This window comes from Corynebacterium sp. UD i78 (genome assembly GCF_056280545.1).
In genome coordinates, this window is sequence record NZ_JBWCED010000001.1 from 1,253,477 (window position 1) to 1,279,369 (window position 25,893).

At 65.9% G+C, this 25,893-nt stretch carries 16 protein-coding genes and 1 pseudogene; 6 read left to right on the forward strand and 11 right to left on the reverse strand.

The features are described 5' to 3' along the window. The first annotated feature begins 62 nt into the window (after positions 1-62). Positions 63-377: a hypothetical protein gene (locus tag ACZ9GM_RS05930; protein ID WP_291476656.1), complete on the forward strand. Its 315-nt coding sequence runs from the start codon at positions 63-65 to the stop codon at positions 375-377. 270 nt (positions 378-647) lie between these two features. Here the strand turns inward: ACZ9GM_RS05930 and ACZ9GM_RS05935 are convergent, their stop codons facing one another. Further along, positions 648-1,202 (reverse strand): YpsA SLOG family protein, encoded by a 555-nt coding sequence (locus ACZ9GM_RS05935; protein ID WP_291476658.1) that lies wholly within the window; start codon positions 1,200-1,202, stop codon positions 648-650. Positions 1,203-2,060: 858 nt separating this feature from the next. Here ACZ9GM_RS05935 and ACZ9GM_RS05940 point away from each other — a divergent pair. After that, a complete protein-coding gene (locus ACZ9GM_RS05940) occupies positions 2,061-2,477 on the forward strand; it encodes a ribonuclease H family protein (protein ID WP_476037409.1) in 417 nt (138 codons plus the stop codon). A gap of 163 nt (positions 2,478-2,640) precedes the next feature. Here ACZ9GM_RS05940 and ACZ9GM_RS05945 read toward each other — a convergent pair whose 3' ends face one another. Further along, positions 2,641-5,766: an exonuclease domain-containing protein gene (locus tag ACZ9GM_RS05945; protein WP_476037410.1), complete on the reverse strand. Its 3,126-nt coding sequence runs from the start codon at positions 5,764-5,766 to the stop codon at positions 2,641-2,643. A 117-nt stretch (positions 5,767-5,883) separates the two neighbouring features. Here ACZ9GM_RS05945 and ACZ9GM_RS05950 point away from each other — a divergent pair, with 117 nt between their 5' ends. Then, positions 5,884-8,361, forward strand: coding sequence for a DUF262 domain-containing protein (locus tag ACZ9GM_RS05950; protein WP_291476664.1), 2,478 nt, complete (start codon positions 5,884-5,886; stop codon positions 8,359-8,361). Here ACZ9GM_RS05950 and ACZ9GM_RS05955 read toward each other — a convergent pair. The 4 genes from ACZ9GM_RS05955 to ACZ9GM_RS05970 all read right to left on the reverse strand — a co-directional run bounded on the left by ACZ9GM_RS05955 (position 8,331) and on the right by ACZ9GM_RS05970 (position 12,919). Further along, positions 8,331-9,098 carry a TSUP family transporter gene (locus ACZ9GM_RS05955; RefSeq protein WP_476037411.1) on the reverse strand — a complete coding sequence of 256 codons (768 nt, stop codon included), beginning with the start codon at positions 9,096-9,098 and terminating at the stop codon, positions 8,331-8,333. The two genes, ACZ9GM_RS05950 and ACZ9GM_RS05955, sit on opposite strands and share 31 nt — an antisense overlap. Continuing rightward, positions 9,095-10,366, reverse strand: coding sequence for an amidohydrolase family protein (locus ACZ9GM_RS05960; RefSeq protein WP_291476668.1), 1,272 nt, complete (start codon positions 10,364-10,366; stop codon positions 9,095-9,097). The genes ACZ9GM_RS05955 and ACZ9GM_RS05960 overlap by 4 nt, the downstream gene beginning before the upstream one ends. An 89-nt stretch (positions 10,367-10,455) precedes the next feature. Continuing rightward, positions 10,456-11,781, reverse strand: coding sequence for a uracil-xanthine permease family protein (locus tag ACZ9GM_RS05965; protein WP_291476669.1), 1,326 nt, complete (start codon positions 11,779-11,781; stop codon positions 10,456-10,458). Positions 11,782-11,869: 88 nt separating this feature from the next. Continuing rightward, positions 11,870-12,919 (reverse strand): LacI family DNA-binding transcriptional regulator, encoded by a 1,050-nt coding sequence (locus tag ACZ9GM_RS05970; RefSeq protein ID WP_476037412.1) that lies wholly within the window; start codon positions 12,917-12,919, stop codon positions 11,870-11,872. A 284-nt stretch (positions 12,920-13,203) separates the two neighbouring features. Here ACZ9GM_RS05970 and ACZ9GM_RS05975 point away from each other — a divergent pair, with 284 nt between their 5' ends. Both ACZ9GM_RS05975 and ACZ9GM_RS05980 read left to right on the forward strand, forming a co-directional pair. Next, complete coding sequence (locus ACZ9GM_RS05975; RefSeq protein ID WP_476037413.1) at positions 13,204-15,201, forward strand: DNA/RNA helicase domain-containing protein; 1,998 nt, start codon at positions 13,204-13,206, stop codon at positions 15,199-15,201. Positions 15,202-15,436: 235 nt separating this feature from the next. Next, a complete protein-coding gene (locus tag ACZ9GM_RS05980) occupies positions 15,437-17,308 on the forward strand; it encodes a DNA/RNA helicase domain-containing protein (RefSeq protein WP_476038317.1) in 1,872 nt (623 codons plus the stop codon). A gap of 170 nt (positions 17,309-17,478) precedes the next feature. On the opposite strand, the pseudogene ACZ9GM_RS05985 reads toward ACZ9GM_RS05980, so the two are convergent. From ACZ9GM_RS05985 to ACZ9GM_RS05995, 3 genes and pseudogenes are all read right to left on the reverse strand, one after another. After that, positions 17,479-18,800, reverse strand: a pseudogene (locus ACZ9GM_RS05985) (IS256 family transposase). A 385-nt stretch (positions 18,801-19,185) separates the two neighbouring features. Then, a complete protein-coding gene (locus ACZ9GM_RS05990; RefSeq protein ID WP_476037414.1) occupies positions 19,186-20,931 on the reverse strand; it encodes an amidohydrolase in 1,746 nt (581 codons plus the stop codon). Position 20,932: 1 nt separating this feature from the next. Next, positions 20,933-22,453 carry a sodium/glutamate symporter family protein gene (locus ACZ9GM_RS05995; protein WP_476037415.1) on the reverse strand — a complete coding sequence of 507 codons (1,521 nt, stop codon included), beginning with the start codon at positions 22,451-22,453 and terminating at the stop codon, positions 20,933-20,935. Between the two features lie 176 nt (positions 22,454-22,629). Between ACZ9GM_RS05995 and ACZ9GM_RS06000 the strand changes: the two genes are divergently transcribed. Then, positions 22,630-23,550 carry an SMP-30/gluconolactonase/LRE family protein gene (locus ACZ9GM_RS06000; RefSeq protein WP_291473194.1) on the forward strand — a complete coding sequence of 307 codons (921 nt, stop codon included), beginning with the start codon at positions 22,630-22,632 and terminating at the stop codon, positions 23,548-23,550. Between the two features lie 54 nt (positions 23,551-23,604). Here ACZ9GM_RS06000 and xylB read toward each other — a convergent pair whose 3' ends face one another. Both xylB and ACZ9GM_RS06010 read right to left on the reverse strand, forming a co-directional pair. After that, on the reverse strand, positions 23,605-25,026 hold the full coding sequence (gene xylB / locus ACZ9GM_RS06005) for a xylulokinase (protein ID WP_291473195.1): 1,422 nt from the start codon (positions 25,024-25,026) through the stop codon (positions 23,605-23,607). Beyond that, entirely contained in the window at positions 25,026-25,856 is an 831-nt protein-coding gene (locus ACZ9GM_RS06010; protein WP_291473196.1) for a DeoR/GlpR family DNA-binding transcription regulator, read from the reverse strand. Before ACZ9GM_RS06010 ends, xylB begins: the two co-directional genes overlap by 1 nt. Positions 25,857-25,893: the final 37 nt, after the last annotated feature.

Genomic DNA, 25,893 nt, shown 5'->3' on the forward strand with positions numbered 1-25,893 from the left:
CTCCCGTCCCGCCTCGCGCTACGCTCAACCACATAACCTTCCGCGACCAGTTGGGTGCAGGTATGCCCGACCACTTCACAATTCCGGAGGAGTTCCTCAGCCTCGCCGACCGGTGTGAAGCGCCGGGTTTCGTCCGCGGGACTGCTCCCGGCCAGCAGTACGCCACCATCGCCGACCCCGACGTCCACGACACGGCGGACGCCAAGCTCTTCGGCGGGCCGCGGAACCTCTTCCCCGAGGGCCACCTGCCGGATCCGGAACGGTTGTACGCGATCGGTTACAACGGCGGGGAGGGTTCCACGTTCCGTCTCTGGCTCGACGATGACGGCGTCCGGCATGTTGTGAACCACGGCTCCGGGCCGGGGTCGTGTCTGTAGGCAACGTTCTCCGATGCACTGTCGGTGCTGCGGCTGCTCGCTGTCGGGTATTTCACCCTGGCAATCAATGACGGGTGGGGTGAGGCACCCCGGCTGGAGGATATCCCCGACGCCGAGCTGTCCGATTCTGCGCTCGCGCCTCACCGTGCCTGGTTAAAGGACCGCCGGGGCCAGGACACGCCTCGTACCGGTGTGGAGGCACTGCGCCTCATCACAACGGAGAGGCCGCTGTCTGGACCGACCTTGGCGGCCCCACCACCGGCGATACTCTCAACGAGTGGCTGACGGCGGACCAGAACTGCGCCGCAGCAGTTCACCGACGATCCGGAAAGCCGCCTCGTATGCGCCGGGCCACTCACTCTCCCGCGGCCCGGCGATGTTCACGGTGAGTCCGGTGCCCTGACACTGCAACCACCCGCAGGCGTCTTCGATGTCTTCCCTTCCCACCGCCCGGACGGGACGACCGTGGAAGGACGCCAGGCCCCTCGTCAACGTGGTTCCCGGTGACACCTCGGAGCCACCCGGTTCCACGTCGGAGCCGATGATCAGCGTGACGTCACTGTCCCGCACATTCCACTCCGTGCGCTGGGCTGGTTCGGATGAGGGAGTCTCCCGCAGTTCTGGGTAGTCCACGAGCAATCCCGGCGCCTCGGGCAGGTCCTCCGCCCATCCGGCGGCGGGGCACCAACCTTCGGTGGTCACGCCTACGGCGCGGGCGGCATCGAGGGCACCCCGGTCCACACCGGTCTGCCCACCCGAGCGGATCGCGGTGATCAGCGGTCGGTCGCCGTGGTCCGGTGTGCTCTGCGGGGCCGGAGAGGTCATGAATCGGAGCGTAGCAGCGATGGACACCGCCACCCGAACACCGTGTTCGATCACCACGGTTCCCCGTCCTGACCACCACTAGGTTGCTCTCCTGTCGCCCACAGAACACAGGAGAAGCCGTGACCGTCGCCCTCGCCGCGAGTACTGCCCCGACCCGTCGCCCGTCCGCACCCAGCCCCGCGTGTATGCCCCGGCGAAGAGCGCGGACACAGACCGCGGGTGCCGGCACGACGGTCTACCTTCCGGTGGACATCACGGTGCGCAAGCTCAATGATTTCTTCCGCCCCGGCTTCTCGACGTTCGCCGGGTGTGTGAGCATCCGCGGCACGTATTCACCGGTGGTCGCCGGGAACCGGGGCCAGGTGGTGCAGAGCCTCGCGCAGTGGATCGCCGGGCATCCCGAGCTCGGCCGCTCTCCCCTGCCGCTGCAGGTGCGCCTGCACCCTTCGTCCTCTCGGAACAAGCCTTTCCCGATCGATTCCACCTACGTCGCCTCCGGTCTTGTGTCAGCGGGGCTCGGCATTTCCGGCGTGGAGCGGTGCCACAGCGTGGATCTGACGACGATGACGGCACTGTCCAGGGGTGTTCCGGATGTCATTACGTTGGCTGGCTCGTCAGGTCGAGTCCTGAACCCGCCGACAAACCAGCGGGTACGTACCGACCCTGCCACCCGCTCGGTTGCTGAGCGTTACCGGAACAACTTCGAGATCCGGGCCCGCTACACCGACCGCTGGTGGGGTTCGGGGGACCGTCCGCTGCTGGTCTCCGAGTTCCCTGATCTGGAGGAGAAGCCGGAGCAGATCGACGTATACACGGATGCCTCGGTGTGTCCCGGGTTCACCGTGGTCGGCGATCGGGATGTCCTGCCCGGCGCTGGGGGTTGTCGCCTCTGCGGTACTGGACCGGGAGTTCATCAAGGACCATGCCCGGATCCGGGTCGCGGAGACTGCGGCGATCGCCGCCGGGGTGATGCTGTTCTGCAACTCTGCCCGCAGGATCATCGTCCATTCGGACTCCCGTCCGGCGTTGCAGTGGTGGGCGGATCTGGAGTCCATTCCGGGGCGTTGGTCGACACTGCGCAGCTATGCGGTCCACGAGAAGAAGAGCCACCCCAATGCCGAGGTCCGGTGGGTGAAGGGACACGCCGACTGTGAGGGCAACCTGTGGGCGGACCGTGCGGCGCGTCTGTCCCTGCACGCTGTCCGCTGGGACGAGGAGGACGCCGTGCGCCGCGGGAAGTTCGACAATCTCGCGGCGGAGTTCCGGGGGCGTTAGGCCTTCCCTGCCATTCCACTGGCCGAACGGAGTGTCGCCGTGACTGCAGAATCAGTGACCGGAAGCCGTGTCGGATACTGTCAGCTCTGCGGGATAGCCACGTCGGGGATCCTGGACAGAGCGGCGGTCACTTTTTTCGCATCGCCGTCCCGGAGGCGTTCCGCTACATCCAGATTCTCTCGAGGACTTCCACTGCCTCGGCGTCCGAGCGGTGCCGGAACCTGGCGAGGACCTTTCGCCGTGGTGCATCTGGGGCCAGACCGAGGGCTTCGGCGACAATCCCGTGGGACGCCGCGTCATCCTTCCCGGGAGTTTCCCCGACATGGTCGACGAGCCAGTCCAGTCCGTCGAGTTCCGCCGCATCCGATGAGTGCGCCGGAGTCACGGAGAAGTGCTCCCCGTCGTGCAGGTCGATCCAGATACGGTCACCCTCGGTGATCTGGAGGGGTTCGAGGAACCGTCGGATCGACCCGACGGAACTGGTGCCCAGGTTGCCCCAGATAATGCGCTGTTCACCGTAATCGCTCGGGATCATCCGTGGTTCGTTCCATTCCAGGTCCAGCATCGCTGTCAGTCCGTTGGGGATGTAGGTCCCGGAACCGCGCAGATGGTCCTTCGTCACGGTGACCAGGTTGCACCAGCGTCCGTCATGGATGTAGATGCCGTTGGACTCCTCCGGGGTGGCGTTGTTGACCATCGGTTCGGTCCGGCGTCGGACCACACCGCCCGTTGAGGTGAAGTCGCCGGTCGCTGCGTACGTTGTGACCGAGTTCGCGGAGACACCGAACTCCCGGGTCAGTTCATCGACGAGATCGGACAGCACGACGCCTTCGGCGCCGTCCGCCTCCGCGGCATCCACCCGCTGTCCGATGAGGTCGGCGATGCCGGTGTACTCCGGCAGTCCCCACCGGGTCAGGGCCCACTGCTCGACTCCCACGCGCATGAGATCGTCGCTGTTGTAGAGACCGTTGCGGAAGGACCGTTCAGACTTCGAGCTACCGATGCCCGCGTACATCTCAGAGACGCTCATCGGCCTGCCGGCGATCGACAACAGGGACGCTGCCCGCGCCGGATGCGACCCGACACGTGTGAGCACGTGGTCGTCAAGAACGAGGTAACCGCAGGTGGTGAGCCACTGGGTGAGCGTCGCCGCGTCATCGAGGCTTGACTGGTCGAGGACGTCGGACAGCTCCGCGACGCCCTCGTCGTTGATCATCGGTGCCAGGAGGTTCCCGGTGCGCTGGGCTGCGGTCGGCAGATCGGGGAAACAGACCCAGCCGTCTTCGATCCGGAAGTCGTCGTCGAAGGCATCGAGGATCCGCCACAACGGCGCGTCCCATCCGGGCAGGGCAGAAGCCAGTTCCGGGAAGACGGCAGTGATCTGTTCGAGCGTCCCCACCGGGTACGCGTGCGCCCGGACCCCGGCCCGCAGGTCGGCGACCGGCCCGGCGATGATCATTGGACGTAGGCGGGCGGTGAGCTTCTTCTGGAGTTGCCGGACCCGCTCGCGGGTGACTCCGACGGCTTGTCCGATCTCGTCGAGAGTCGCCGGTTTCTCGGCGATAATCCGGTCACGCAGGATCCGCTGATCACGGTCGTCACAGGACTCCCAGAACCGGCCGAGGACATCGGCGACAGTTCCCCTGCGCTGTGACAGTGCCAGGTGGAAGCAGCCGGACTCCTCTCCTGCCTGGGCAAGCAGTGCCTCAACGTGGGCGGGAAGCTCCCCGTCGACCGCGGATATTCCTGCGTGTTCCACCGCCGCGCGCAGACTGCCCTGGGTACGGGCGATGAATCCGAGCAGTCCGACGGCGGTGTCGAAAGCGCTGCCGAGGGAGTCCGCATCGAACGTCATACCCTCGTCCCCCAGTTCGACGACCGGGACGGCGTCCTCGTCATCGTAGAATCCGCCGGTCTGCATCGTTTCTCCAAGGTCGTCCCCGAGGTCTTCCGACTCGCCGACGACAGTCTCCGCCTCCGGATGCGAGGCAGCGACCACCAGGCGGGGATCGACGGCACCGCTCCCGGAGTTCTCCAGTTCACCGAGCAGGCGGGCGAAACCGGATTCAGAGATCACGGGCACCCCCAGGCTCCGGGCTTTCTTCGCCTTGGAGCTGAGGGAATCCGGGTCGGCGGCGACAAGTAGGACTGACTTCTTGATCACTCCGCCGACGTCCAGGCCGGCGTCGACCGCGCGTGCCTCCCACACGGCGCGCGGGATCTCGGTCTCCCCGGTGAAGGTGATGCGATCCCCGGGGGACAGACGCAACCCGGTACCGGCCGACTGCCCGGGCCCGTCGTCACCGCCTGTGACCGGAGAATCAAGCAGTGCGTCGACCGCTGCGGCTGCGACGCCGAGGGCACGGGCCACCGCGTGCAGTTCCTCGCGCTCCTCCTCGGTGACGATGCCGTCCGCCCAGGCCAGCACTGCGAGCTGCCGGACGAAACCGGCGTGCAGGTCCAGGGCTTCGTCCCGGCCGATGCCGAGGGTGGCGGCACAGTCGGTGAGTTCACCGATCTCGTGGACGGAGAGTTCGCGGTCGAGCATCGCCGTGGCCAGCAGGTCGAGGTAGGCATCCACGTTCGGTTGTCCGACGACCGGGACGCCGGTGGCGAGCTGGTTGAGCCACCGGCCGTCCGGTGCGGTGGCCTTCGTCGTGCGGCGGTGGAGGATCGCCGGCGAATCCGAGACGTGGGACGCCGGTGCAGTCAGATCGGCACGGGATATCGACACCGGATGGACGCCCCGGAGCAACTGTGCGACGGTCTCCGGGGCACGGTGGAGATAGTGGCCCAGCAGTTCGGCGGTGGCTTCGGCGTCGCCGAGTGCGGCGTGGGCGTGGGCGTTGACGATCCCGGCTGCCGACAGTGCGGCAGACAGCCCCCGGCCGGAGCCGGGGAGCAGCCGACCGGTCAGCGTGAGTGTGCACAGGCTGGCGCCTGTGAACGGGGTGTCGGTAAGCCCCAGCCTCCCGAATTCCGCTGCGAGAAGCCGGGAATCGAAGGCGGCGTTGTGCGCGACGAAGATCCGCCCGTTGAGCTGGTCGGAGAGTTCTCCGGCGATGTCGGCGAAGGTCGGTGCGCCGACGACATCGGCGGCGCTGATGCCGTGGATCCGGGTGTTGGGGATGTCCCGGTCCGGGTTGACCAGCGTGCTCCAGGTCCCGGTGACGGTCCCGTCGGCCTCTGCGTGGACGACGGCCACTTCCAGGACGCGGTCGCGGTTGGTGAAGCCGGTGGTCTCCACATCGACCACGGCGAAGGAGAGTCCCTGATTCTCATTAGTCACAGTGAAGAACTGTAGCGGGTGGGCAGGACAGGTCGGCGTCGGTGTTCGAGGGCTGATTCCTGCTCCCCCGATACACTTGCTGACGAGTCTTTCCTGTCCACGACCTGAGGGAGCACGATGAAGGGCCAGCCGACCGAGATCTGGCAGATCTACAACAAGGCGAACTCGACCTTGGAGATCCCCGTCTACCAGCGCAACTACGACTGGGGAACGCCGCAGTGCGCTCGACTGTTCGACGATCTCGAAGCCCTCGCCCACGCTGACCGGGACAAGCAGCCCAAGCACTTCTTCGGTGCCGTTGTCGGTAAATCCGAGGACTCGTGGACCTGGATCGTGATCGACGGCCAGCAGCGGCTCACCACGATCAGTCTGCTCATTCTCGCTATCGCACACTCGGTGGCCGCCGGGGATGTCGAGGTCGGCAAAGACCCTGACCTCGGACGCAAGCTCGTCGATGACTACCTGCTGGTGGATGCCAACCCGAATAGCCTGAAGTTCAAACTCAAGCCGGTGAAGAACGACGCTGCAGCTTACATGGCACTCTTCGGCCCCGAGGACGACTTCGTCGACTCCTCCAATGTCACCGCCAACTACCGCTACTTCCGCGAACGGCTACGCACAACCGATCTCACCGCGTACCAGGTGTGGGACGCCGTTTCCCGTCTTGAGGTGATGCACCTGGACCTGGAAGCCCACGATGATCCGCAGCGGATCTTCGAGTCCCTGAACTCCACCGGACTCAACCTCAGCGAATCAGACAAGATCCGCAACTTCGTGCTGATGAACCAGAAGCTCGAGGAACAGAACCGGCTCTACGAGCAGCGGTGGAACCCGATCGAGGAGAACGTCGACTACCGCACGGACTGGTTCATCCGCTGGTACCTGACTTCGAAGACGAACAAGACGCCGAAAGAATCGGATATCTTCGAGGCCTTCAAACTCTTCGTGCAGCGCAGCGACGACTCGGTCCCGCAGATTCTCGACGACATCTACGAGTACTCGAAGAACAGTCGCGCCATCACCCACGCATCGACCGGCTTCTCGACCGTGGACCGTCGGCTCAGCCGGGCGAACCTCATTGTCGGTGATGTGGTTCATCCGTTCCTCATGCCGGTCGTCGCGGACGCCCGGCGCGGTGAAACCACTGAGAGTGACCTTGATGCTGTCCTCCACATCATCGAGTCCTACCTTTTCCGACGGACGATATGTCAGGTCGGCGCTAATGCACTGAACAAGATCTTCGCCACGGCGTACAGCGAACTCCGCAAACTCCGGACCGCCCACCAGAGTTATGCAGATCTACTCACCTGGATTCTGCGCCGTCGTGACGGTGGTTCCGGCCGCTTTCCGAATGACGTTGACTTCCGGGAGAGCTTTGAAACGCGGGACACCTACCGTCTACGACCGGCTCACCGACGGTACCTCTTCGACGTCCTGGAGAACGGTGACTCGAAGGACAACCGGGACATCGCCGACAAGATCGCCTCCGGTGACCTCACGGTGGAGCACATCATGCCGCAGACCCTCACCCGTGCGTGGGAGGAAGAACTCGGACCGGATGCCGTGGACATCCACGACACCTGGGAGAACCGTATCGGCAATCTCACGGTCACCGGCTATAACTCGGCCTACTCAAACTCGTCATTCCAGAAGAAGAAGACAATGCCTGAGGGGTTCAATTCTTCGCCGTACCGGCTCAACGCGGACGTGAAGTCTGCCGATCACTGGAACGAGGACGCTCTCCGTGCCCGGTCGGCACGGCTCGTCCACCAGGCGCTCGAGTACTGGTCTTTCGTCGACACCGATTTCCGGCCTCCTGAGGTGGTCCGTCCGACCGAGCCGATGGGGACCGACACATCGTTCCGTGGCCGCGAGGTGACAGCCTACGAGTACGGGGATGTCTCCGAGACCGTCACCGACTGGGCGAACCTCGTACCCAAGGTGCTGCATGTGCTGCTCCAGCAGCATCGTGCAGCGCTGTTGGGGTTCGCCGGAACCGACAACCTGTTGACCACGGAGCCTGCCGCGCACGAGGGAAAGCGGGGGCTTCGGGTGGCCGATCCGGGCCTCGGGGTGTGGGTCAACAATGACACCAACACCAAGGTGACTCTGCTCAGACGGGTCTTCGAGGCCCTTCACCTCGATCCCGAGGAGCTGATCTTCACACTCCGCCCGTCGAAGGATGCTGCGGCGAGTGGCGTGTCTGGCGGTTCGCTCTCCGGGGGAGACGATGGTGGGAAGGGCGATGACGGAGGTTCCACTGGTCGTTACGCTGCTCTCACCAAGTTCCGGGCGGAGATGGATGAGGACGCGGAGCTGAAACCGGAGCCTTCCGGAACCGCTGATCTCCGTACCGAGTTCTCCGGCGAATTCACTGAGTTCCGGCGGGATTCCTGGATGCAGGATCTGGGTGGTCAGCCGCTGGCTTCCTTCACCGCCGCGACACCGGTCGACCAGATGACTGCCGAGCAGGTACTGGCGGTGATTTCAGGGCTTTTCGCCATGGAGTCCATGTTCGGCGCCGGTGCGGTACACCAGTCGATCATCGACGGGTCCATGTCCGGCTATATGGATCGGTTGGCTGAACTGGGCTGACGGTAAAGAACCCCGCCCGTCACGCCACCGCCTGCACCAGCAGAACTGCACCGGAGAGGACCGAGAAGACGATAACCGCCATCCGCAGATCCAGCAATGGGAAGCGGCGGACAACCAGGGTACTGCCCACGGTGCCCAGCACGAGCGCAGGTAGCAGGACAAGGGAAGTCTCCCAGCCACCCGTCCGGCGCGGAGCCGGTGACCGTCAGCGCGACCAGGGAGACCACCTCCCCGATGAAGAAGCAGGTCGCAACGGTGGACCGCAGAACCGCCGGTCGACTGTGCTGGTAGACAAGGCCCATCGGAGGCCCGCCCACGCCCGTCGCTGTCTCGCTGATTCCGGTCACTGCGCCGGCCGCGAGGAACGCGGCCGGGGTCGGTGCGAAAGGCGGCGCGAAAAGGCTGACCAGGGCCGCGCCGATCGTCACCAGGGCGACCAGGACAGTCAGACCGGTGGTGGAAAGCACTGCCACCATCAGCAGCCCGACCAGAGTGAACACGATCCGGGTGGCGCTGATCCACGCCCCGCCCCGCCAATCAATCGACCGCCACTCCCGCAATGCGACAAATGCGTTGAGCGGCAGCATGAGTAACAGCACGATCGTCGGAACCAGCTCCGGTGCCAGCAGTGTCGCCACCGGAGAGACGATGAGTGCGAAACCGATGCCGCTGGTCCCCTGCACCAGGGCCGCGACGAAGACCACCAGGGACAGGATAACGATGGTGGCGGTGGTCATCGCTGCCCGCCGTGATGTCCCCGTCGACCGAGCCCTGCCCGCGCGCAGACCGCAGCGGACGCCGTCCTGGCGTCCGCGATGAGCTGGTCGTAATCCAGGTGGAGGAACTCCCCGTCGAGGACACGGGTCGTCCCGTCGGTGATCACCGCGTGGATCTGATCGCGGTGACCGAGACGGACCAGCTCCCAGGCGAGGTCGACCGGGCAGATGAAGTCCGGGGTGTCGAGTCGGAGCACGAGCATGTCCGCCCGGAACCCGGCGGCGATGGACCCGACCTCGTCTCCGAGGCCCGTCGCGTCCGCCCCACCAGTGGTGGCCGCCCGCAGCCAGTCGTCACCACCACCGGCGACAGGGTCACCGACCTCGATGGCGGAGGCGAAACGCTGGGCGGTCTCGGCGGCATCCATCAGGCGGAAGGCGTCCGCCCGGGTGCCGTCGGTCCCGAGTCCGGTGCGTGCACCGAGAGCGAGCATGGTCAGGGCGTCGGCGATGACATTGCCCTTCCAGGCGCTGGCGACAGGGTTATATGACCAGGCTGCACCGGAGTGTGCCAGCCGGATCTTCTCCTCCGGCGTCAGCAGCGTGGTGTGCGCGGCGAGAAGGTGCCGGTCGAGCGCGCCGGCGTCCTCGAGAAGTCCGAGAGGACGCCGCCCGGTGGCGAGAAGGGTACGTTCCACACCTGCCAGGTGTTCATTGACGTGTGTCTGCAGCACCGCGTCCTCCGCCCGACACAGGTCCGCCAGCCGCGCCAAGGTGCCTGGGGTCGCCATCTCCGGGGTGGCGACAGCGACGGAGCCGTGGACCCAGTCGTCGCCGGCGAAGCGTCGCAGGTGCTCTTCCGCGGAGGCGACCACGGCGTCAGCAGTACCCTCACCGATGTCGTGGCTGATCTTGCCCAGGACCAGCCGCACTCCGACCTTGCGGGCCTGGTCGGCGATGATGCCCGGGTCGTGGGCTGACCGGGCCCCCGCGTCGGCGACGGCGGTGAAGCCGCCGAGCAGAGCGTCCACCAGCCCAAGGCGTGCACTCACCGCAAGCTCATCCTCGTTGAGAGAACCTTCCAGCGGAACCCACACCCGACGGAAGATTTCGGAGGGTTCACCGAAGGCGTAGGGCCGACCGAGTGTCTGGGCCAGGTGCTGGTGGCAGTCGACCATGCCGGGGACGAGGGCATGGTCGCCGAGTTCCACACGGCTGTGGTCGGAGTAGATCTCCGGCAGCTCGGACTCTGGGCCGACCCACGCGAACTGCCCGTTCTCAACGACCACCGCTTGTCCGGTCAGGAATCTGTCGGCCGTCCAGGTGTGTCCTGGGGTGAGGACGTAAGAGTCCGGCAGTGAGCACAGTGCATCAGGTGTCATCGGGTGGCCTTCTTCCACAGCAGGATCAGTCCGGCGACGACCATACCGACGATGGCGGACATGGTCACGCCGTTGCCTAGCAGAAGTCGCAGGTCGGTAGGCAGGTTGAGGTAGAGAGAGGGTGCGAGGATCGGTAGCAGGCCGGCGGCGAATCCGGCGGTGGCGGTGAGGAAGTTGGCGTCGTCGGTCATGTCGATGCCCTGGAACATGCGCAGTCCGGAGACGACGATCATGGTGAAGGCGTAGACGGCGGTGCCGCCGATCACGGGTGCGGGGATGGACTGGATGAGATCGGCGACCGGTCCAATGAGGGCGATGAGGATGAGGAAGACACCGGCCAGTGCAGTCACGAAGCGACTCGTAACGCCGGTCGCCCGGACGATGCCGATATTCTCACCGCTGGTGAGCATCGTCTGGCCGCCGAACGGTGCGGCGATAAGGGAGGTGAGCGCGTCACCACGGACCGTGGCCGCAACAGTGGCGCCCTTGTCGATCTTCTTGCCGACGATGTCGGCGTTCAGGGTGGTCTGGCCCGTGGCCTCGGCCATGGAACCGATGCTGAAGACGATGAGCGGGACAGCGGCGACGATGTCGAAGGTCACCGAGCCGTAGGGCAGCCAGGTGGGCAGGCGGAGCACATCATCGGTGCTCACGGATTCGAAGTGGCCGGTTGCTGCGGCGAGGACGGTACCGACGACCATGCCGAGGAGAATCGCGACAGAGCGAAAGCGTCGGGGCAGCACGATCTGCAGGACGATGATGGCCCCGACCGTCGCGGCGGCCAGGCCGATCGCCCACAGCGGGGCTTTCTCGTCTTTGGAGATCAGGCCACCGGCGATCTTGACGACGTTTACGCCGATGACGGTGATCATCACGGCAAGCACAACCGGCGGGATGACCTTCACGATCACACCCGCCAGCGGGGAGAGTATGAGGCAGACGGCGGCGGCGATGATGACGGAACCGGTTGCTACGGGGGCGGAGTGTTCCGTGGCGATCTGGATGAAGATCGCCACGGCCGCGCCGCCGGGGAGCATGACGAACGGGAGTTTCGCGCCGAGTTTCAGCCAGCCCATGGACTGCAGGATCGATCCGATGCCGCAGGCGAGCAGGGTCACGCAGAGGACGCTACGGGTGACGTCGCCGTCGAGCTGGAGTACCCCGCTGATGAGGAAGACGGATGCGATGGGTGTAGAGATCATCACGATGACGTGCTGGAGGGCGAGAATGATCGCCCGGGGCCAGGCGGGCATCGTGTCGACGGGGTGTAGTTGGTGGCCGGTGGGTGTGTGTTGGTCCGTGCGGGCGGCTGCGGTGGACATGGTCGGTTTCCTCTCGATTGTCCTCTATCCTGGTTTAAATCGATTGAAATACACAATTCTGAGATCCGCACGCCGGAGGTGGAAGGTTTTACCGGCCCGAAACGGTGGAGGTGCCCGGCACGGTGGAGCCGCGCATGACGAGGCCCGGCTGCCGTACATCCTGACGCAGGACGCCGTCCTCCGCCCCCCCGTCAACGCTCTCGATGATGAGCTCGGCGCAGGCCTCAGCTACCGCCGTCATGTCCAGGTCCAGGGAGGTCAACGGCGGTGTTGCCCCCAGGGCGCGCGGCCCGTTGAAGTTCGTGGCGACGAGCAGGTCACCGGGCACGGCACGCCCTAGATCGGCCGCTGCATCTAGGACACCGAGCGCCAGCAGGTCAGTGGGCGCGTAGACCGCGTCGGTTTCGGGTTGGGCAGCAAGGAGTTCACGGGTTGCCGTCCTCGCCGCTGCCCGGTCGACCTGGCAGGTGGTCACCAGGTATTCCACGGAACTATCGGGGCCGGAGCCTGCTGACGTGTCACCAGTTACCTGCCGGAGATAGTTGCGGACGCTCACCGTCACGGCGTTGTCCGCCTCCCCCAGCAGCACCCCGATGTGCCGGGCCCCGACGTCCCGGAGATGGGCGAGCATCACGTCCGCACCGGAGGCACCGCGGTCGACCACTCCGTCCACCTGCAGCCCCGGCGCATCGCCGACGGCAACGGTCTTCACGCCCCTGCGGTGCAGTTCGGTGGTGAGGGGTTCCCCGCTACGCGGTTCGACGATCACGGCGGCGTCCATGTCGAGGTCGTCGAGCTGGCGGATGTCCTGCAGTGGTGGGACGAGGAGCATCGAATAGCCGCGGGCGAGAAGTAGGCGGGACAGCGGCACGGCCAGGGCGATCTGGAAGCTGTAACCGGACTCGTCACCGGCGACAGCCTCGGGCACCGTGGTGAGCAGGGCGACACAGTGGGATTTCGCCCCGCGCAACCGCCGCGCGCGAACGTCGGGCCGGTAGCCGAGTTCGTCGGCCACCTGCTGCACCTTCTCCACCGTCGCACTCGCAGGTCCCGGCCGACCGTTGAGCACCAGCGAGGCGGTGGAACGGGAGACTCCAGCGGCGGTGGCGACATCAGCGAGAGTGGCGGGGAGGTTCACGGTCGCCCAGTGTAATCGGCCCGGGGCGCTCAGCGGCCCATCAGCACTTCAGGCAACGCGGCACGAAGCTCAGCGTGGATGTCATCGAACTTGACTGTCAAACAATGAACTACCCCGGCCTTCGGGGTTCATGGTCTTCTGTTCCTCCACAAAGACATTCGCCACCATCCCACCCCCGCACCGAACCCCACTAGGTACTGTGAATCAGGTAAGAGCGACCCGACAGGCTTCCGCTGGGACATGCCTCCACGTCGCACGAGTATTCGTGCTGCCTGGAGAACCCCATGCCTCTGCTTCGGACGACTGCCGCCGAGCTCCTGTCCCGCTTCGCCAACCCGAAGGACCTCGGTGACCATATGGCCACCCAGGCTGGATACGAAGGTCTCGGTTGCTCCTCGGCTGAGCGCCGCTCCTGGGAGAACAGCATCCCCGAGCTGGCCAAGGTCCTCACCCATGCCGGGCTCGAGGATGTCGACGTCCTTCTGGAGCAGAAGCTTCCCCTGAATTCCAAGCGGGTGGACGCGATCATCGCCGGCACCAACCCGGCAACCGGGCTCCCTTCCTTCGTCGTGATCGAACTCAAGCAATGGAGTTCAGCGACTCTCTTCGAGGACGATCCGAAACTGGTCGACGTGCCCGGCACGCTCGGTGGTCCGCGCCTGCACCCGCTGCGCCAGGTTGACACCTACCGGGAACTGCTCACCAACTTCCTCACCATCTTCGACGGTCACCCTGAGAGCGTCCAGGGAGCGGTCTTCCTCCACAACGTCAGTCACCGTGCCGCCGTCGTCGAGCTGGACGACTACACCTCCGACCTGCGTTCGGAGCTGTTCACCGGTGCCGACATCGAGACCTTCGCCTCTTTCCTGAAGGCCCGCATCTCCCCCGTCCGGGATGCCTCCGTCATCGACCGTTTCATCGAATCCGCGGTCGCACCGTCCCAGCAGCTGCTCACCTCCGCCGCCGCGGAGATCCGGGACCGCGAGCAGTTCATCCTCCTCGACCGGCAGCGTCAGGCCGTCGACATGGTCCTCCACGCGGTGGAGCGTGCGGACAAGACGGACGCCAAGCGAGTTATCGTCGTCTCTGGCGGCCCTGGCACCGGCAAGTCGGTCGTCGCGCTGTCACTGCTCGGCGAGTTGGCCCGGCGGGGAAAGAAAGTCCTGCACGCCACGGGGTCTCAGGCGTTCAAACAGACAATGGAGAAGATTGCCGGCCACCGGCACCGCGCTACCCAGGATCTCTTCCAGTACTTCAACAGCTTCCTGGAGGCGGAGAAAAACTCCCTCGACGTGCTCATCGCTGATGAGGCCCACCGTATCCGGGAGACCTCCACCAACCGGTATACCCAGGCCCATCTGCGCACCGGTCGCCCACAGATCGATGAGCTCATCGATGTCGCCCGCACCCCGGTGTTCCTCCTGGACGAGAACCAGGTCGTGCGCCCCGGCGAGCTGGGGTCCCTCCACGAGATCACGGAGTTTGCCAAGTCCAAGGGCCTTGAGGTCCAGCATGTGGAGCTCACCGAGCAGTTCCGCTGCGGCGGCAGTCTGGTCTACACCAACTGGGTCGAGGAGGTCCTCGGGCTTGCCGATCCCCCGCAGGACGCCACGAAGGACGCCACGGAGGACGCCGACACCGACGGTTCCGTCTTCACTCCAGACTTCGATGTCGCAGCAGTACCCAACATCACCGTCCATGCCCTCGACCCTGAGCATCCACCGGTGTTGAAACCTCAGCATGAGGTCGCGATCTCAATCGTTGAAACCCCGGAGGAGATGGAGCGCATCCTGTCGCTCAAGGCGGCCGAGGGGTACTCCGCCCGTATCGCCGCCGGCTTCTGCTGGCGATGGAGCAAGGTCTCGAAGGGACAGACCGAGCTCGCCCCGGATGTCCGTATCGGTGACTGGGAGAAGCCCTGGAACAACCCGGAGAAGAGGAGAGTCGGCAACGCACCTCAGTCTTTCCTCTGGGCGACCGGCGACGGCGGCTTCGGCCAGGTCGGCTGCATCTACACGGCCCAGGGCTTCGAGTACGACTGGTCCGGCGTGATCATCGGCCCGGACATGGTCTGGCGCGACGGTGGTTTCCGCACGGTCCGCGCCGCCAACCTCGATCCGGCGCTGCGGAAGAAGTCACTGACCGACCACGACTTCGACGTACTGATCCGGCACGTTTACAAGGTCCTGCTCACCCGCGGGATGCAGGGCACGCTGATCTACTCGCCCGACCGGCGGACCCGCGAGGTGCTCAGACAGCTCCTCGGTCAGGGAGCCGACTGACCTGAGCCGTCGCTTCTGCCGTAGCAGGACGACGCTCCCCACATTCCGGCGTACTGCGCGCCACCTCATCTGACAAGCGACCCCGACAGGCTTCCACTGGGACACGCCTCCACGTCGCACGAATTTCGTGCTGCAAGGAGCCGATATGGCCGACCGTTCCCGTTACGTGGATTCCGCCGAGAATTTCTACAACTCCACCCGCCCCGCCGCCATCGATGACCTGATCCGGTCCATGATGAAGAAGAAGTCTGCTGCCGAGCGCATCAGCGACACCGGAGAAGAAGGATCCTGGAAGCACAGCCTCCCGCGGATCGCCGAGGTGATCCGCGATGCCGAACTGTCCAGCGTCTACGTTTCGCTGGAGTTCAACCCGCCTCAGTACGGTCACCGTCGTGCCGACGTGATCCTTTCCGGATACAAGGACGGCTTGCCCAGCGTGCTCGTCATCGAGTTGAAGCAGTGGAGCGAAGCTACCTGGGACCCCACCAACAACTGGGTCTCCGAGATCGCTGCGCGCTACGGCAAGGTCGAGCATCCGGTACGGCAGGCATTCGGCTACGCGCAGGTAGTCCAGCACTACATTGAAGGCTTCCACCCGGAGGAAGCCACCACGGAGGCCGCCGCCTACCTTCACAACGCCACCGCAGAGTCTCTCCAGTCGCTGAAGTCTGCCGGGCAGTGGTACGCCGACCGATTGTTCTCCGGCGACACCAGCGGGGACGCGGCGTTCACCGCATTCCTTCAGAAGCACTTCGACAACATCAACGGACGCGTGGTTGCCGAGGCCCTCGAGAACAACGCGCCGAAGAAGAGCAAGGACATCCTGGAGGCGGCAGGCGAGATCTTCCAGAATCCGGAAACGTTCCCACTCAGTGAAGAGCAGCGGGAGGTCGTCAACGACATCCAGAAGAAGTTCAACGACGCCCTCGACCCCCGGAATCCCAGAGGGAAGACGATCATCGTCGTCAACGGTAAGCCCGGCTCCGGCAAGACCTGGATCTGCATGAACCTTCTGGGCAGGGAAGCCGCTGCCGAGCGGCAGGTCTCCTTCGCAACGAACTCTACCTCGCTGCGCGAGACGCTGAAGAAGGTCGCTAAGCGATCGAAGGAGACAAAGCCGGTCGCGGAGACGATCACTTCTGCCCGGACCTACTGGAAGGACGAGATCTGGGACTCTCTCGATCTGTTGATCGTCGATGAGGCCCAGCGGCTCAACGAGTGGACGGTCCGCACCGGCAATGCGAACCGGAAGGACATCCAGGAGGAGCTGGAGCGCTTCAACATGACGCAGCTCCGGGAGCTGGCGAACTCCGCCAAGGTCCTGGTGCTGATGATGGATGACTGGCAGCAGACCACGGCCACCGACTACCTCACCACGGAGAAGGTGAAGGAAGTCGCAGACCTCATCGGGGCAGACTTCCAGCTCTACGAGCTGGAGGAGCAGCACCGAAGCGGTGGTTCAAAGACCTTCGAGTCCTGGGTGGACCACCTCGTCGACGATGAGCCTGCCGTGTGGCATGACGAGGAGAATTTCTGGGTCAAGGTCGCGGATTCCCCCGAACAGATGGAACAGATTCTCGCCGCGCACTCGGAGCAGGATCCACGGATCATGGCGGGCTTCTGCTGGCCGTGGACGCAGAAGGATCCGGAAACGAAGAAGTCATTCTCCCATGTCGAGGATGTCCCCTATGACATCGTCATAGGCGACTGGTCTATCCAGTGGAACCTGCCGTCGAACACCGAGGGTTACCCGAAGTCTGACTTCTGGGCATTCGAGGACAAGGGAGCGAAGCAGGCTGGCTCGATATTCTCCGGACAGGGCTTCGAGTTCGACTACTGCGGCGTGATCATGGGCCCCGATCTGCGGTACGACGCCACCCAGGCGAGGCTGAAACCCGACTACGAGGCGTCCGAGTACACGACGCTCAAGCGGCTGGCCAGGAAGCAGGAACGGGAGGGAGTACCCGGCGACACGAAGAACAGCGCTGTCCAGCGCCTGCGCAATGGCTACCGCGTGCTGCTTACCCGCGGAATGAGGGGTGTGGTGGTGTACTCGACAGATCCGGCCACTCAGCAGCTTCTCAAGAGCATCGTCAACCCGGAGTAGACAGCTCCCGAGTAGGCGATTCTTTCAGACCTGCGGTCAAGTCTCTTTGAGTGGTGTTCTTTGTCGGTCCCTGTGAACAGGGGGATTGTCAGCGACGAGTCGACCAGCTCAGCCGTCGTCGTAGACCATAGGGACCATGGGGACCGTGGGGACCGTGGGGATCACGGTCATCAAGCTCCGATCATGAACTGCACATCCGGAACCCCGACCGCGTCAGCGGAGTCGTGGACACCGTCGTCGGGGTCGTAGAGGGTGTGGGCGAGTTTCCTCATGCTGATCTCTGAGAGATACCGACGCTCACCGTACTGCCACTCCTCATGCTGTTCGGCCAGGACAGCACCGATCAGCCGGGTCACCGACGCCCGGTCGGGGAACACCTGGACAACGTCAGCGCGCCGCTTGATCTCCCGGTTGAGCCGCTCAATCGGATTGTTCGACCAGATCTTCTCCCCAGTGCTCCACCGGCATGCCGGTGAACGCGGTCAGGTCCGTTTCCGCGGCGGTGAGCATGTCGGCGACGTCAGGGCACGAGGACCTCAGTGCGGTGGTGACCTGCTTGTACTGGGCGACCAGCGCCTGCTGATCGGTCTGGGCGAATACCGCGGAGATCAGCGCGTTGATCGGCTTGGAGTGCCTTGAGCCCAACTTCTGGGTGACGTTGCAGGCGAAGTGGACCCGGCAGCGTTGCCAGCCGGCCCCGGGCAGGATCGCTGTCGTCGCGGCATTGATACCGCTGTGTGCGTCGGAGATGACCAACGCCACACCTAACGGATCGGTATCGGTGGAGACCTTCAGGCCGCGTTCACGCAGGTTGCGGAGGAATTCGGTCCAGATGTCGGTGGATTCTTCAATCGCCGACGGCCATGCCGAGGATCTCTCGACGACCCTGGGCAGATACGCCGGTGGCCACGACAACGGCCTGGGAGATGACCCTGCCGCCTTTGTTGTGGACCCCACCACCCCGGCGGACGTCGACGTAGGTCGCGTCGAGGTAGACGTAGGGGAACCAGGTGTGGGTCAACGGTCGGGTGAGGAACTCCTCGACGGCCTCGTCGATGTCGGCACAGATCCGCGAGACGGTGGACTTCGAGATTCCGGAGTCGATGCCGAGAGCTTTGACCAGGTCATCGACTTTGCGGGTGGATACTCCGTCGATGTAGGCCTGGCAGATGACCGCGTGCAGGGCTTTGTCGACCCGGCGTCTGGGCGACAGCAGCGAGGGGAAGAAGGACCCGTGCCGCAGTTTCGGGATGTTGATGTCCACATCGCCGGAGGTGGTGGAGATCTTCTTCGACCGGGTGCCGTTACGCCGGTTGTTGCGTTCGCTGGTGCGTTCGTAGGGGGCGGCGCCGATGGTGGCGGAGGCTTCGGCGTTGACGAGGTCCTGGAGGCCGGCCTGCATCAGTTCGCGGAACATGTCGTTGTGGGCGACGTTGGGATCGTCGAGGAGTTTCTGGATGAGCGTGGATACGGCAGAATGGGGTGTGGCCATCGTGGGCACAGCTCCTTTGTGGATTCTTTAGGCGGAACCTACAGAGCTTCCCGCGGTGGCCTTCACTGTGCAAGGAGACGGTGAACCTGCCGGGGGAATTGACACCACGCTAGGGGACTCAACCGTCGCATATCTGCTGTGGACGTATTCCAGACTGGTGTGCCCGTCCGTTGGATTGAATATCCACGGCGGAGCCGATTTATCGGGTCCAGATGTCACATTTCTGAAACCCGTGAGTCTGCGGTGTTACCTCGGGTACGGGGACGGCCAGCGAAGCGACGGCGCAGCAACGGCAGGGGGACCATCACCCAACCCCGCTCCGGCCCAATCCCCGTGCCCCCACCCGGCCATGGCCCCGCCCCTCAACACCCCACCCCAGCCACACCTACCCCTGCCGGTACACCTCCACCCCGTCCTTCACCGTCGACAGCACCGTCAGCCCCGCCAGATCCTCGTGCGCACAGGTCAGCGGGTCCCGGTCGACAACGATGAGGTCGGCCCGCAGCCCGGCGCGGATCCTGCCTTTGTCCGCTTCCTCGCCGTACTGGTACGCAGCTGCGCTGGTCACCGCGCGCAACGCCTCGTAACGGTCCACCGACTGCTCCGGGCCGACAAGTGTGCCCCGCGAACTCCGCCTGGTCACCGCTGTTGCAACCGAGACCGGCATGTCCGGATCGGTGACCGGCGCATCCTGGTGGAAGGTGACCGCTACTCCCCTGTCGAGGGCGGAACGCACCGGGGAAATCCGCCGACCACGCCCGGGCCCGAGGTTGCGTAGGTGGGTGTCCCCCCAGAACCAGACATGTCCCACGAAGAATGATGCGATCATCCCCAGTGCCGGCATCCGGTCCAGCTGGTCGGCGCGTACCGTCTGGGCGTGGATCATCACCGGACGCAGTGACGCCGCCCCCGGATGAGACTCCGCCACATGGGCGTAGGCGTCGAGGAACTGCTCCGAGGCGGCGTCCCCGTTGCAGTGCGCGAGCACCTGATAGCCACTGTCCACCGCGCGGGCGATGAGACTGCCGACCTGGTCGTCCGGCAGTGCCGGATAGCCGCACTGGCACCGTCCCGGTTCCTCGTGCTGGTGGTCCGCAGCAGCTTCACTTTCAGCACCACCACCCGAAGCAACCTCTTCCTCCGGCTCATAGGGTTCCGACAGCCATGCCGAGCGAGCCTGCGGCGAGCCGTCGAGGATCAGTTTGCAGCCGCCCAGCCTGACCCGCCCCTCATAGCTGCCGATGCGCTCGGGATGAGCATCGAGGACGTCCAACCCACCGGTGGTGACGATCGGGTAGGCCACCACATCCAACGCGAGATCACCGTCCTCACCGGCGGCGATCAGGGCGTTCACCTCCTCGGGCGAGGCCGCGCCCTCCTGCACCGTGGTGATGCCTCGGGAAAGGTACTCACGCTGGGCGGTGAGAATCGCCTCCCGCTGGTCCCCCGGACTCCCGGGGCTCAGCAGCGACGGTCCCGTCTCCCCGTCTCCACCGGCGGCGGCGAGTCCCTCGGCCAGCACCAGCATCGCGGAGATCTCCTCTACGTACCCGTCCGGGGTCACGCGATCGTCCTCTCGACCGAACCGGCCGCCGTCGGGATCCGGCGTTCCGGACGTGATCCCCACCAGTTCCAGCACCACCGAGTTCACCACCAGCATGTGCGAGGAGCGGTGCACGGCGATGACAGGCACCGTGGTGCTCACCCGGTCGAGATCGTGCCGGGTGGGATGCCGGTAGCCGGGCAGATTGTTGTGGTCGTAGCCCAGACCGACCACCGGCGAGGCATCCTGTGCAGGACGCCCGACAAGCCGTTCGGCCAGCGCGTCGACGATACCGTCGATGTCCGTACAGTCGCGCAGATCGACCTGGCGCGCTGCCTTGCCGTAGCTCATGAAGTGCCCGTGGGCGTCAATGAATGCCGGCAGCAGGACACGCCCCGCCAGGTCCACCTCATCGACCTCGCTGCCCGCGTCCCCGAACCGCTGCCGGGCCGTGACGAGATCACCGACGTAGACGATCCGGTCACCCTCGGTGACCACGGCCTCCACCGGGGTGGCCGGTGCCTCCCCACCGGTCGCAGCGTCCTCATCCATCGTGATGACCGTGCCGGAGTGGTAGAGCGTCGCCATGTCAGTTGCCTCCCGTCGGTGCGGTGTCGGCGGCCGGTCGGCCCACCGTGGATGCCGCGTCGACCCCGGTCTCCGGGACGTCGTCTGCGACAGCCTCCGGTGTTCCAGCGTCCTTCGGCGTCCCGGTGAGACGGTAGGACGCCCGGTCGAAGTCCCCGACCCAGTATGCCAGCAGCAGATAGCCGAGCAGACACACGGCGATGAGCACCACGGCCAACGGAGTGGACAGTGCCCCTGCGAAGACCGCCGAGACGATGATCACCACCGGAAACACCACCTGCTCCGGCAGGTTCATCAGTCCCATCTCCGCGCCGGTCGGCGTCCGCAGTGACGGGTCCACGATACGGACCAGCGCCAGCCCGGTCGGAGCTGTGCCCGTACCCGTGCCGAAGACCCCGAGAGTCCGCTCGAAATCATGGTCACTGCCGTAGTGCTTCCCGAGGTACACACTGATCAGTAGGGTGACCGCAGAGACCACGACCGTGACGACGAGGATCGGGACGATCCAGTCCACCACCACGGACAGCTGCACCGCCATGAACGCGGTGACCACGGTGAAGTCGCTGAACAGACCGGTGATCCGCCGCTGCAGCCCCGGGTCGATGATGTGGGCGGCCCCGGCCCTGCCCAACAGCCAGCGCAGCAGATAGGCGGCGAACAGACCGTTCATGAACATCATGCCGCTCATCGTCTCACCGACGAATCCGGGGATCAGTCCGAAGAGTGCGGAGATACCTGTGGCGCCGAGGTAGCAGACCCCGACGATGGACAGGGCGAAGCCGAGGGACTCGATGCTGCCGGAGAACGTGGTTTCCCGGCCCATGGATTCGGCGTCGTCCCCGGGGCCGTGGAGTCCCCGCTTCGTGAACCCGGTGATTCCCACCGTGTGGTGCGTCGCGTCACGGGAGATTCCGCGTTTGGCCAGTGGCACCCCGATGAGGAATGCGGCGAGGAAGCCGAGGGAGGCGAAGGTCAGCCCCACGCTCACCGCCTGGTCCCAGCCCTGGTCGGCGAAGATCGCCCCGAAGGTCGCGGCCTGGCCCGGCCCCTGGGCGAAGCCGAACGCGGCCATGAGCCCGTACTCCGCGGGCATGCCGAACACGCTGCCGAGGGATGCCACGACCCCGACACCGATGAGCTCCTGGACCGCGAAGAGGACGACCCAGGTCAGGCCCATGGCCCAGGCACCGCGCAGCAGCGGCGACTGGGGCACGAAGCGGCGCCGACCACGGCGACCCGTTGTTCCACTCCCCTGGTCCGGATCCGGGGACGCCGGCGCGGCGGTGAGCCCGATGGAGATGAAGGTCAGGGTGAACAGTTCGATGGTGATGTTGCCGAACAGGGTGGCGTCCACCCCGTCGATGGCCGACCCGAGGCCGGCGTTCATGACGACCGTGCCGAGTACACCGGCGATGACGATGGCCGGGACGAGATTGTTCCGGAACAGTGGTACCCACCGGCGCAGCAGCACCCCGGCGCTGCACAGTGCTCCGACGAGCGCGAGTGCGATGACCCCGCTCATGACGGCGTCGCCTCCGGATACGTGAATGTCATCGTGTGCCCCTCTCGTTGTCGGTGGGACACGGGTCGTCCGTGCCCTGCGTGAAATTCAGCGTGCCAGAGGCATCCGTCGAGACAGGCACGATACTTGCAGGATGAATCACTGTCTGGACGCGTCACGCTGCTACGCTCCATTTCATGACTGAAAGCACATCTCCGGCAGACAACCCTGCCCCCACCACCGTCGCCACCGGCATGACCTTCACCGAGTGCCCACGCTGGCACGGGGGCCGCTGGTACTTCGTCGACTTCTACAGCCACCGCGTCCTGTCGATGGAGGCCGACGGGGCTGACCTGCGCACCGAGCTCACCGTCCCCGCCCAACCGTCGGGCCTGGGTTGGCTACCGGACGGGCGCCTGCTCGTGGTGTCCATGAAGGACCGGAAGATCCTGCGCCGCGAGGCCGACGGCACCGTCGTCGAGCATGCCGACCTCAGCGACCTGGCCGCCTACCCGCTCAACGACATGGTCGTCGACGAGGTGGGGCGCGCCTACGTCGGCAACTTCGGCTTCGACCTCATGGCCGGGGAGGACGCCGCCCCCACCCCGCTCATCCTCGTCGACACCGACGGGTCGGCCCGGCACATCAGCGAGCCGCTGTACTTCCCCAACGGATCCGTCATCACTCCGGACGGTAAGACCCTCATCGTCAACGAGACCTTCGGCAACCGCGTCAGTAGCTTCGACATCCTCGAGGACGGTTCGCTGGGCCCGCGCCGCGACTGGGCGGTCTTCGGCCCGCTGTCGGAGAACCGGAACCTCGACGTCGTCGAGGCGCAGTCCGTGGTCTCCGCAGATGGCTGCGGTCTGGACGCCGACGGCAACCTATGGGTGGCGGACGCCCTGGGTGGCCCTACCCTGCTCGTCGCCGAGGGTGGCGAGATCCTCCGGCGCGTGAGCCTCGACTCCCCCGTCTTCGCCTGCATGGCCGGCGGGCCCGACGGCAGGGACCTCTTCCTCTGCTGCGCACCCGACTTCGACGAGAAGCGGCGCTCAGCGACTCCGGAGGCCACGGTCCGCCTCGCCCGGATCACCACTCCCCACGGCGGGCGTCCGTAAACCGGTCCCCGGCCCCGGCCCCCAGGCGCCGATGCGCCTGCAACAGGCCCCCGCCTACTCCAACCCCCAGTTCCACCCCGCCGTCGCGGTACGCAGGTGGGCGTAGGACCGCACCGTCCGCCCGTTGAACGGTGCGGAGGCCGGGGCCGTCCCGGGAACGGTCCAGGTCGGCGGCGCGTCCTCGCCGGAGAGCGTCCACGCCGCCTGACGGGCGGCACCCAGGGCCACGTACTCCGCAGGATCCGGGACCAGAACCTCCACCCCGAAGATCGAAGGGGCGATCGCCCGCACCGCCGCCGACCGGGCACCGCCGCCGATCAGCAGTACGCGGCGCACCTTCTCCCCCGTCGCGCCGACGAGCGCCTCCACCGCGTCCTTCATCGAGCAGAGCAGCCCCTCGACCGTCATCCGGGCGAAGTCCTCCCTGGTCGTGGCGGTGGTCAGCCCCTGGATGATGCCGGTGGCGTCCGGTCGGTTCGGCGTCCGCTCCCCGTCGAGGTAAGGCTGCAGAACAAGACCACCGGCGCCGGGAGCGGCGTCCAGCGCCAGCCGGTCGAACTCCTCCCAGTCCACGCCCAGCAGGCGGCGTCCCAGATCAAGGACGCGGGCCGCATTCAACGTCGCGACCAGCGGCAGGTACCTCCCCGAGGCGTCGGCGAAGCCGGTGACCACGCCGGCGGAATCGTGGACACTGTCCTCAACCACCGCAGACGCCACCCCGGAGGTCCCGATGGAGACACACACGTCCCCGGGACCGAGCCCCAGACCGAGGGCCGCGCCCTGGTTGTCCCCCGTGCCCGGCGCGATAACTGTCCCCCGCGCCGCAGCCCCGGCACACACCGACGCCGCGACAGTGCCCAATGCCTCGTTCGGCGCGGCGAGGTACGGCAGGTCGACGGGATGCCCCAGGGCACTCTCGGCGAGCTCCGGCAGCCACCGGCGCTCCCGGGTGCTGTAGTACCCGGTTCCGGACGCCTCCCCGTGATCGGTCGCGGTGACCAGCCCACCGGACAGGAATCGCGTGAGGTAGTCGTGCGGCAGCAGGACCGAGGCGGTGCGGGCGGCATTCTCCGGCTCGTGGTCCCGCATCCACCGCAGTTTCGTCGCGGTGATCGAGGCTACGTAGCGACTGCCCGTGAGATCGACGCAGGCCGCAGGCCCACCGAGCTCCTCGATGAGCTCCTCGGCGGCGCGGGCGGACCGGGTGTCGTTCCACAGCAGGGCGTCCCGCACGACCTCGCCTGACCCGTCCAGGGCGACCATGCCGTGCTGCTGGCCGGCGACGGCGACGGCGTCCGCCTTCTCCAGCAGTCCGGCGGTGGCGGTCTGCATCGCGTCAATCCAGGCCCGGGGATCGACCTCCGTGCCCTCGGGATGGGTGGCGCGACCCTCACCTACGACCTCGCCGGTGGCGGCGTCGACGAGCAGCGCCTTGCAGGACTGGGTGGAGCTGTCGATTCCCAGGACGAATGCCATCAGAGTTCCTTTCCGGTGGTGTCGGTGTCCCCGACGATGTGGACGTTCGCGCCGGACGCCCGCAGCCGTTCCCGGTCGGCCTCGGAGGTGTCCGCGTCGGCGACGATGTGGTCGAAGTCGCTGAGATCGGCGACCTTGAACAGTCCCGGGGCGTCGAACTTCGTCGCGTCGACGAGCAGGACCTTGACCAGGCCCAGTGCCACGAGGGCGCGCTTGGTGTCCGCGGCCTCGACGTCGGGGTGGAACAGGGCGGTGCCGTCGGCGGTGGCGCGCAACGAGGTCGTCGAGACGAAGGTGATGTCGGCGGACAGCTGGCAGAGCTGCTCATTGGTGCCGGCCCCGAGGAAGGAATCGGTCTCCGGGATGTACTGTCCGCCGCAGGCGATGAGGCGGATCCCGGTGACGCCGCTGCGGCGGGTGTGGTTGTACATCGCGGCCAGGGAGTGGGTGATCAGCGCCGAGGGGTGCCGATCCGGAAGCAGGCCGACGAGCGGTTCGAGGGTGGTCGAGTCATCGACGGCGACCACGTCGCCCTCCCCGATGAGTTCGGCGGCCCGGGTGCACAGCGCCGTCTTGGTGTCCCGGCGTAGTTGGCGGCGCTGGCCGACCGCCAGCTCACTCATCGAGGGGCTGACCGAGCGCGCTCCGCCGCGGACCCGCTCCAGCAGATGGTCTGCGGCGAGGGTGTCGAGGTCTCGGTGGACGGTCATCTGGCTGACGTCGAAGTGCCGGGCGAGTTCCTCGATGCGGGCGGTGCCGTGCCGGGTGACGTAGGCGACGATGTTCTCCCGTCGTCGGTCGGGCCCGGCGACGCTGGCGGGTTGTGACATGGGGTACACGCTACCACGGCGCCATGTGATCTGACCT

Excerpts from the sequence above, each read along its gene's own strand:
- ACZ9GM_RS05965 (WP_291476669.1), bottom strand. The coding sequence starts at position 11,781 with ATGTCCACCGCAGCCGCCCGCACGGACCAACACACACCCACCGGCCAC.
- xylB (WP_291473195.1), bottom strand. The coding sequence starts at position 25,026 with ATGGCATTCGTCCTGGGAATCGACAGCTCCACCCAGTCCTGCAAGGCG.
- ACZ9GM_RS05980 (WP_476038317.1), top strand. The coding sequence starts at position 15,437 with ATGAAGAAGAAGTCTGCTGCCGAGCGCATCAGCGACACCGGAGAAGAA.
- ACZ9GM_RS05955 (WP_476037411.1), bottom strand. The coding sequence starts at position 9,098 with ATGACCACCGCCACCATCGTTATCCTGTCCCTGGTGGTCTTCGTCGCG.
- ACZ9GM_RS05930 (WP_291476656.1), top strand. The coding sequence starts at position 63 with ATGCCCGACCACTTCACAATTCCGGAGGAGTTCCTCAGCCTCGCCGAC.
- ACZ9GM_RS06000 (WP_291473194.1), top strand. The coding sequence starts at position 22,630 with ATGACTGAAAGCACATCTCCGGCAGACAACCCTGCCCCCACCACCGTC.
- ACZ9GM_RS05935 (WP_291476658.1), bottom strand. The coding sequence starts at position 1,202 with ATGACCTCTCCGGCCCCGCAGAGCACACCGGACCACGGCGACCGACCG.
- ACZ9GM_RS06010 (WP_291473196.1), bottom strand. The coding sequence starts at position 25,856 with ATGTCACAACCCGCCAGCGTCGCCGGGCCCGACCGACGACGGGAGAAC.
- ACZ9GM_RS05975 (WP_476037413.1), top strand. The coding sequence starts at position 13,204 with ATGCCTCTGCTTCGGACGACTGCCGCCGAGCTCCTGTCCCGCTTCGCC.
- ACZ9GM_RS05940 (WP_476037409.1), top strand. The coding sequence starts at position 2,061 with ATGTCCTGCCCGGCGCTGGGGGTTGTCGCCTCTGCGGTACTGGACCGG.
- ACZ9GM_RS05990 (WP_476037414.1), bottom strand. The coding sequence starts at position 20,931 with ATGGCGACGCTCTACCACTCCGGCACGGTCATCACGATGGATGAGGAC.
- ACZ9GM_RS05995 (WP_476037415.1), bottom strand. The coding sequence starts at position 22,453 with ATGAGCGGGGTCATCGCACTCGCGCTCGTCGGAGCACTGTGCAGCGCC.
- ACZ9GM_RS05950 (WP_291476664.1), top strand. The coding sequence starts at position 5,884 with ATGAAGGGCCAGCCGACCGAGATCTGGCAGATCTACAACAAGGCGAAC.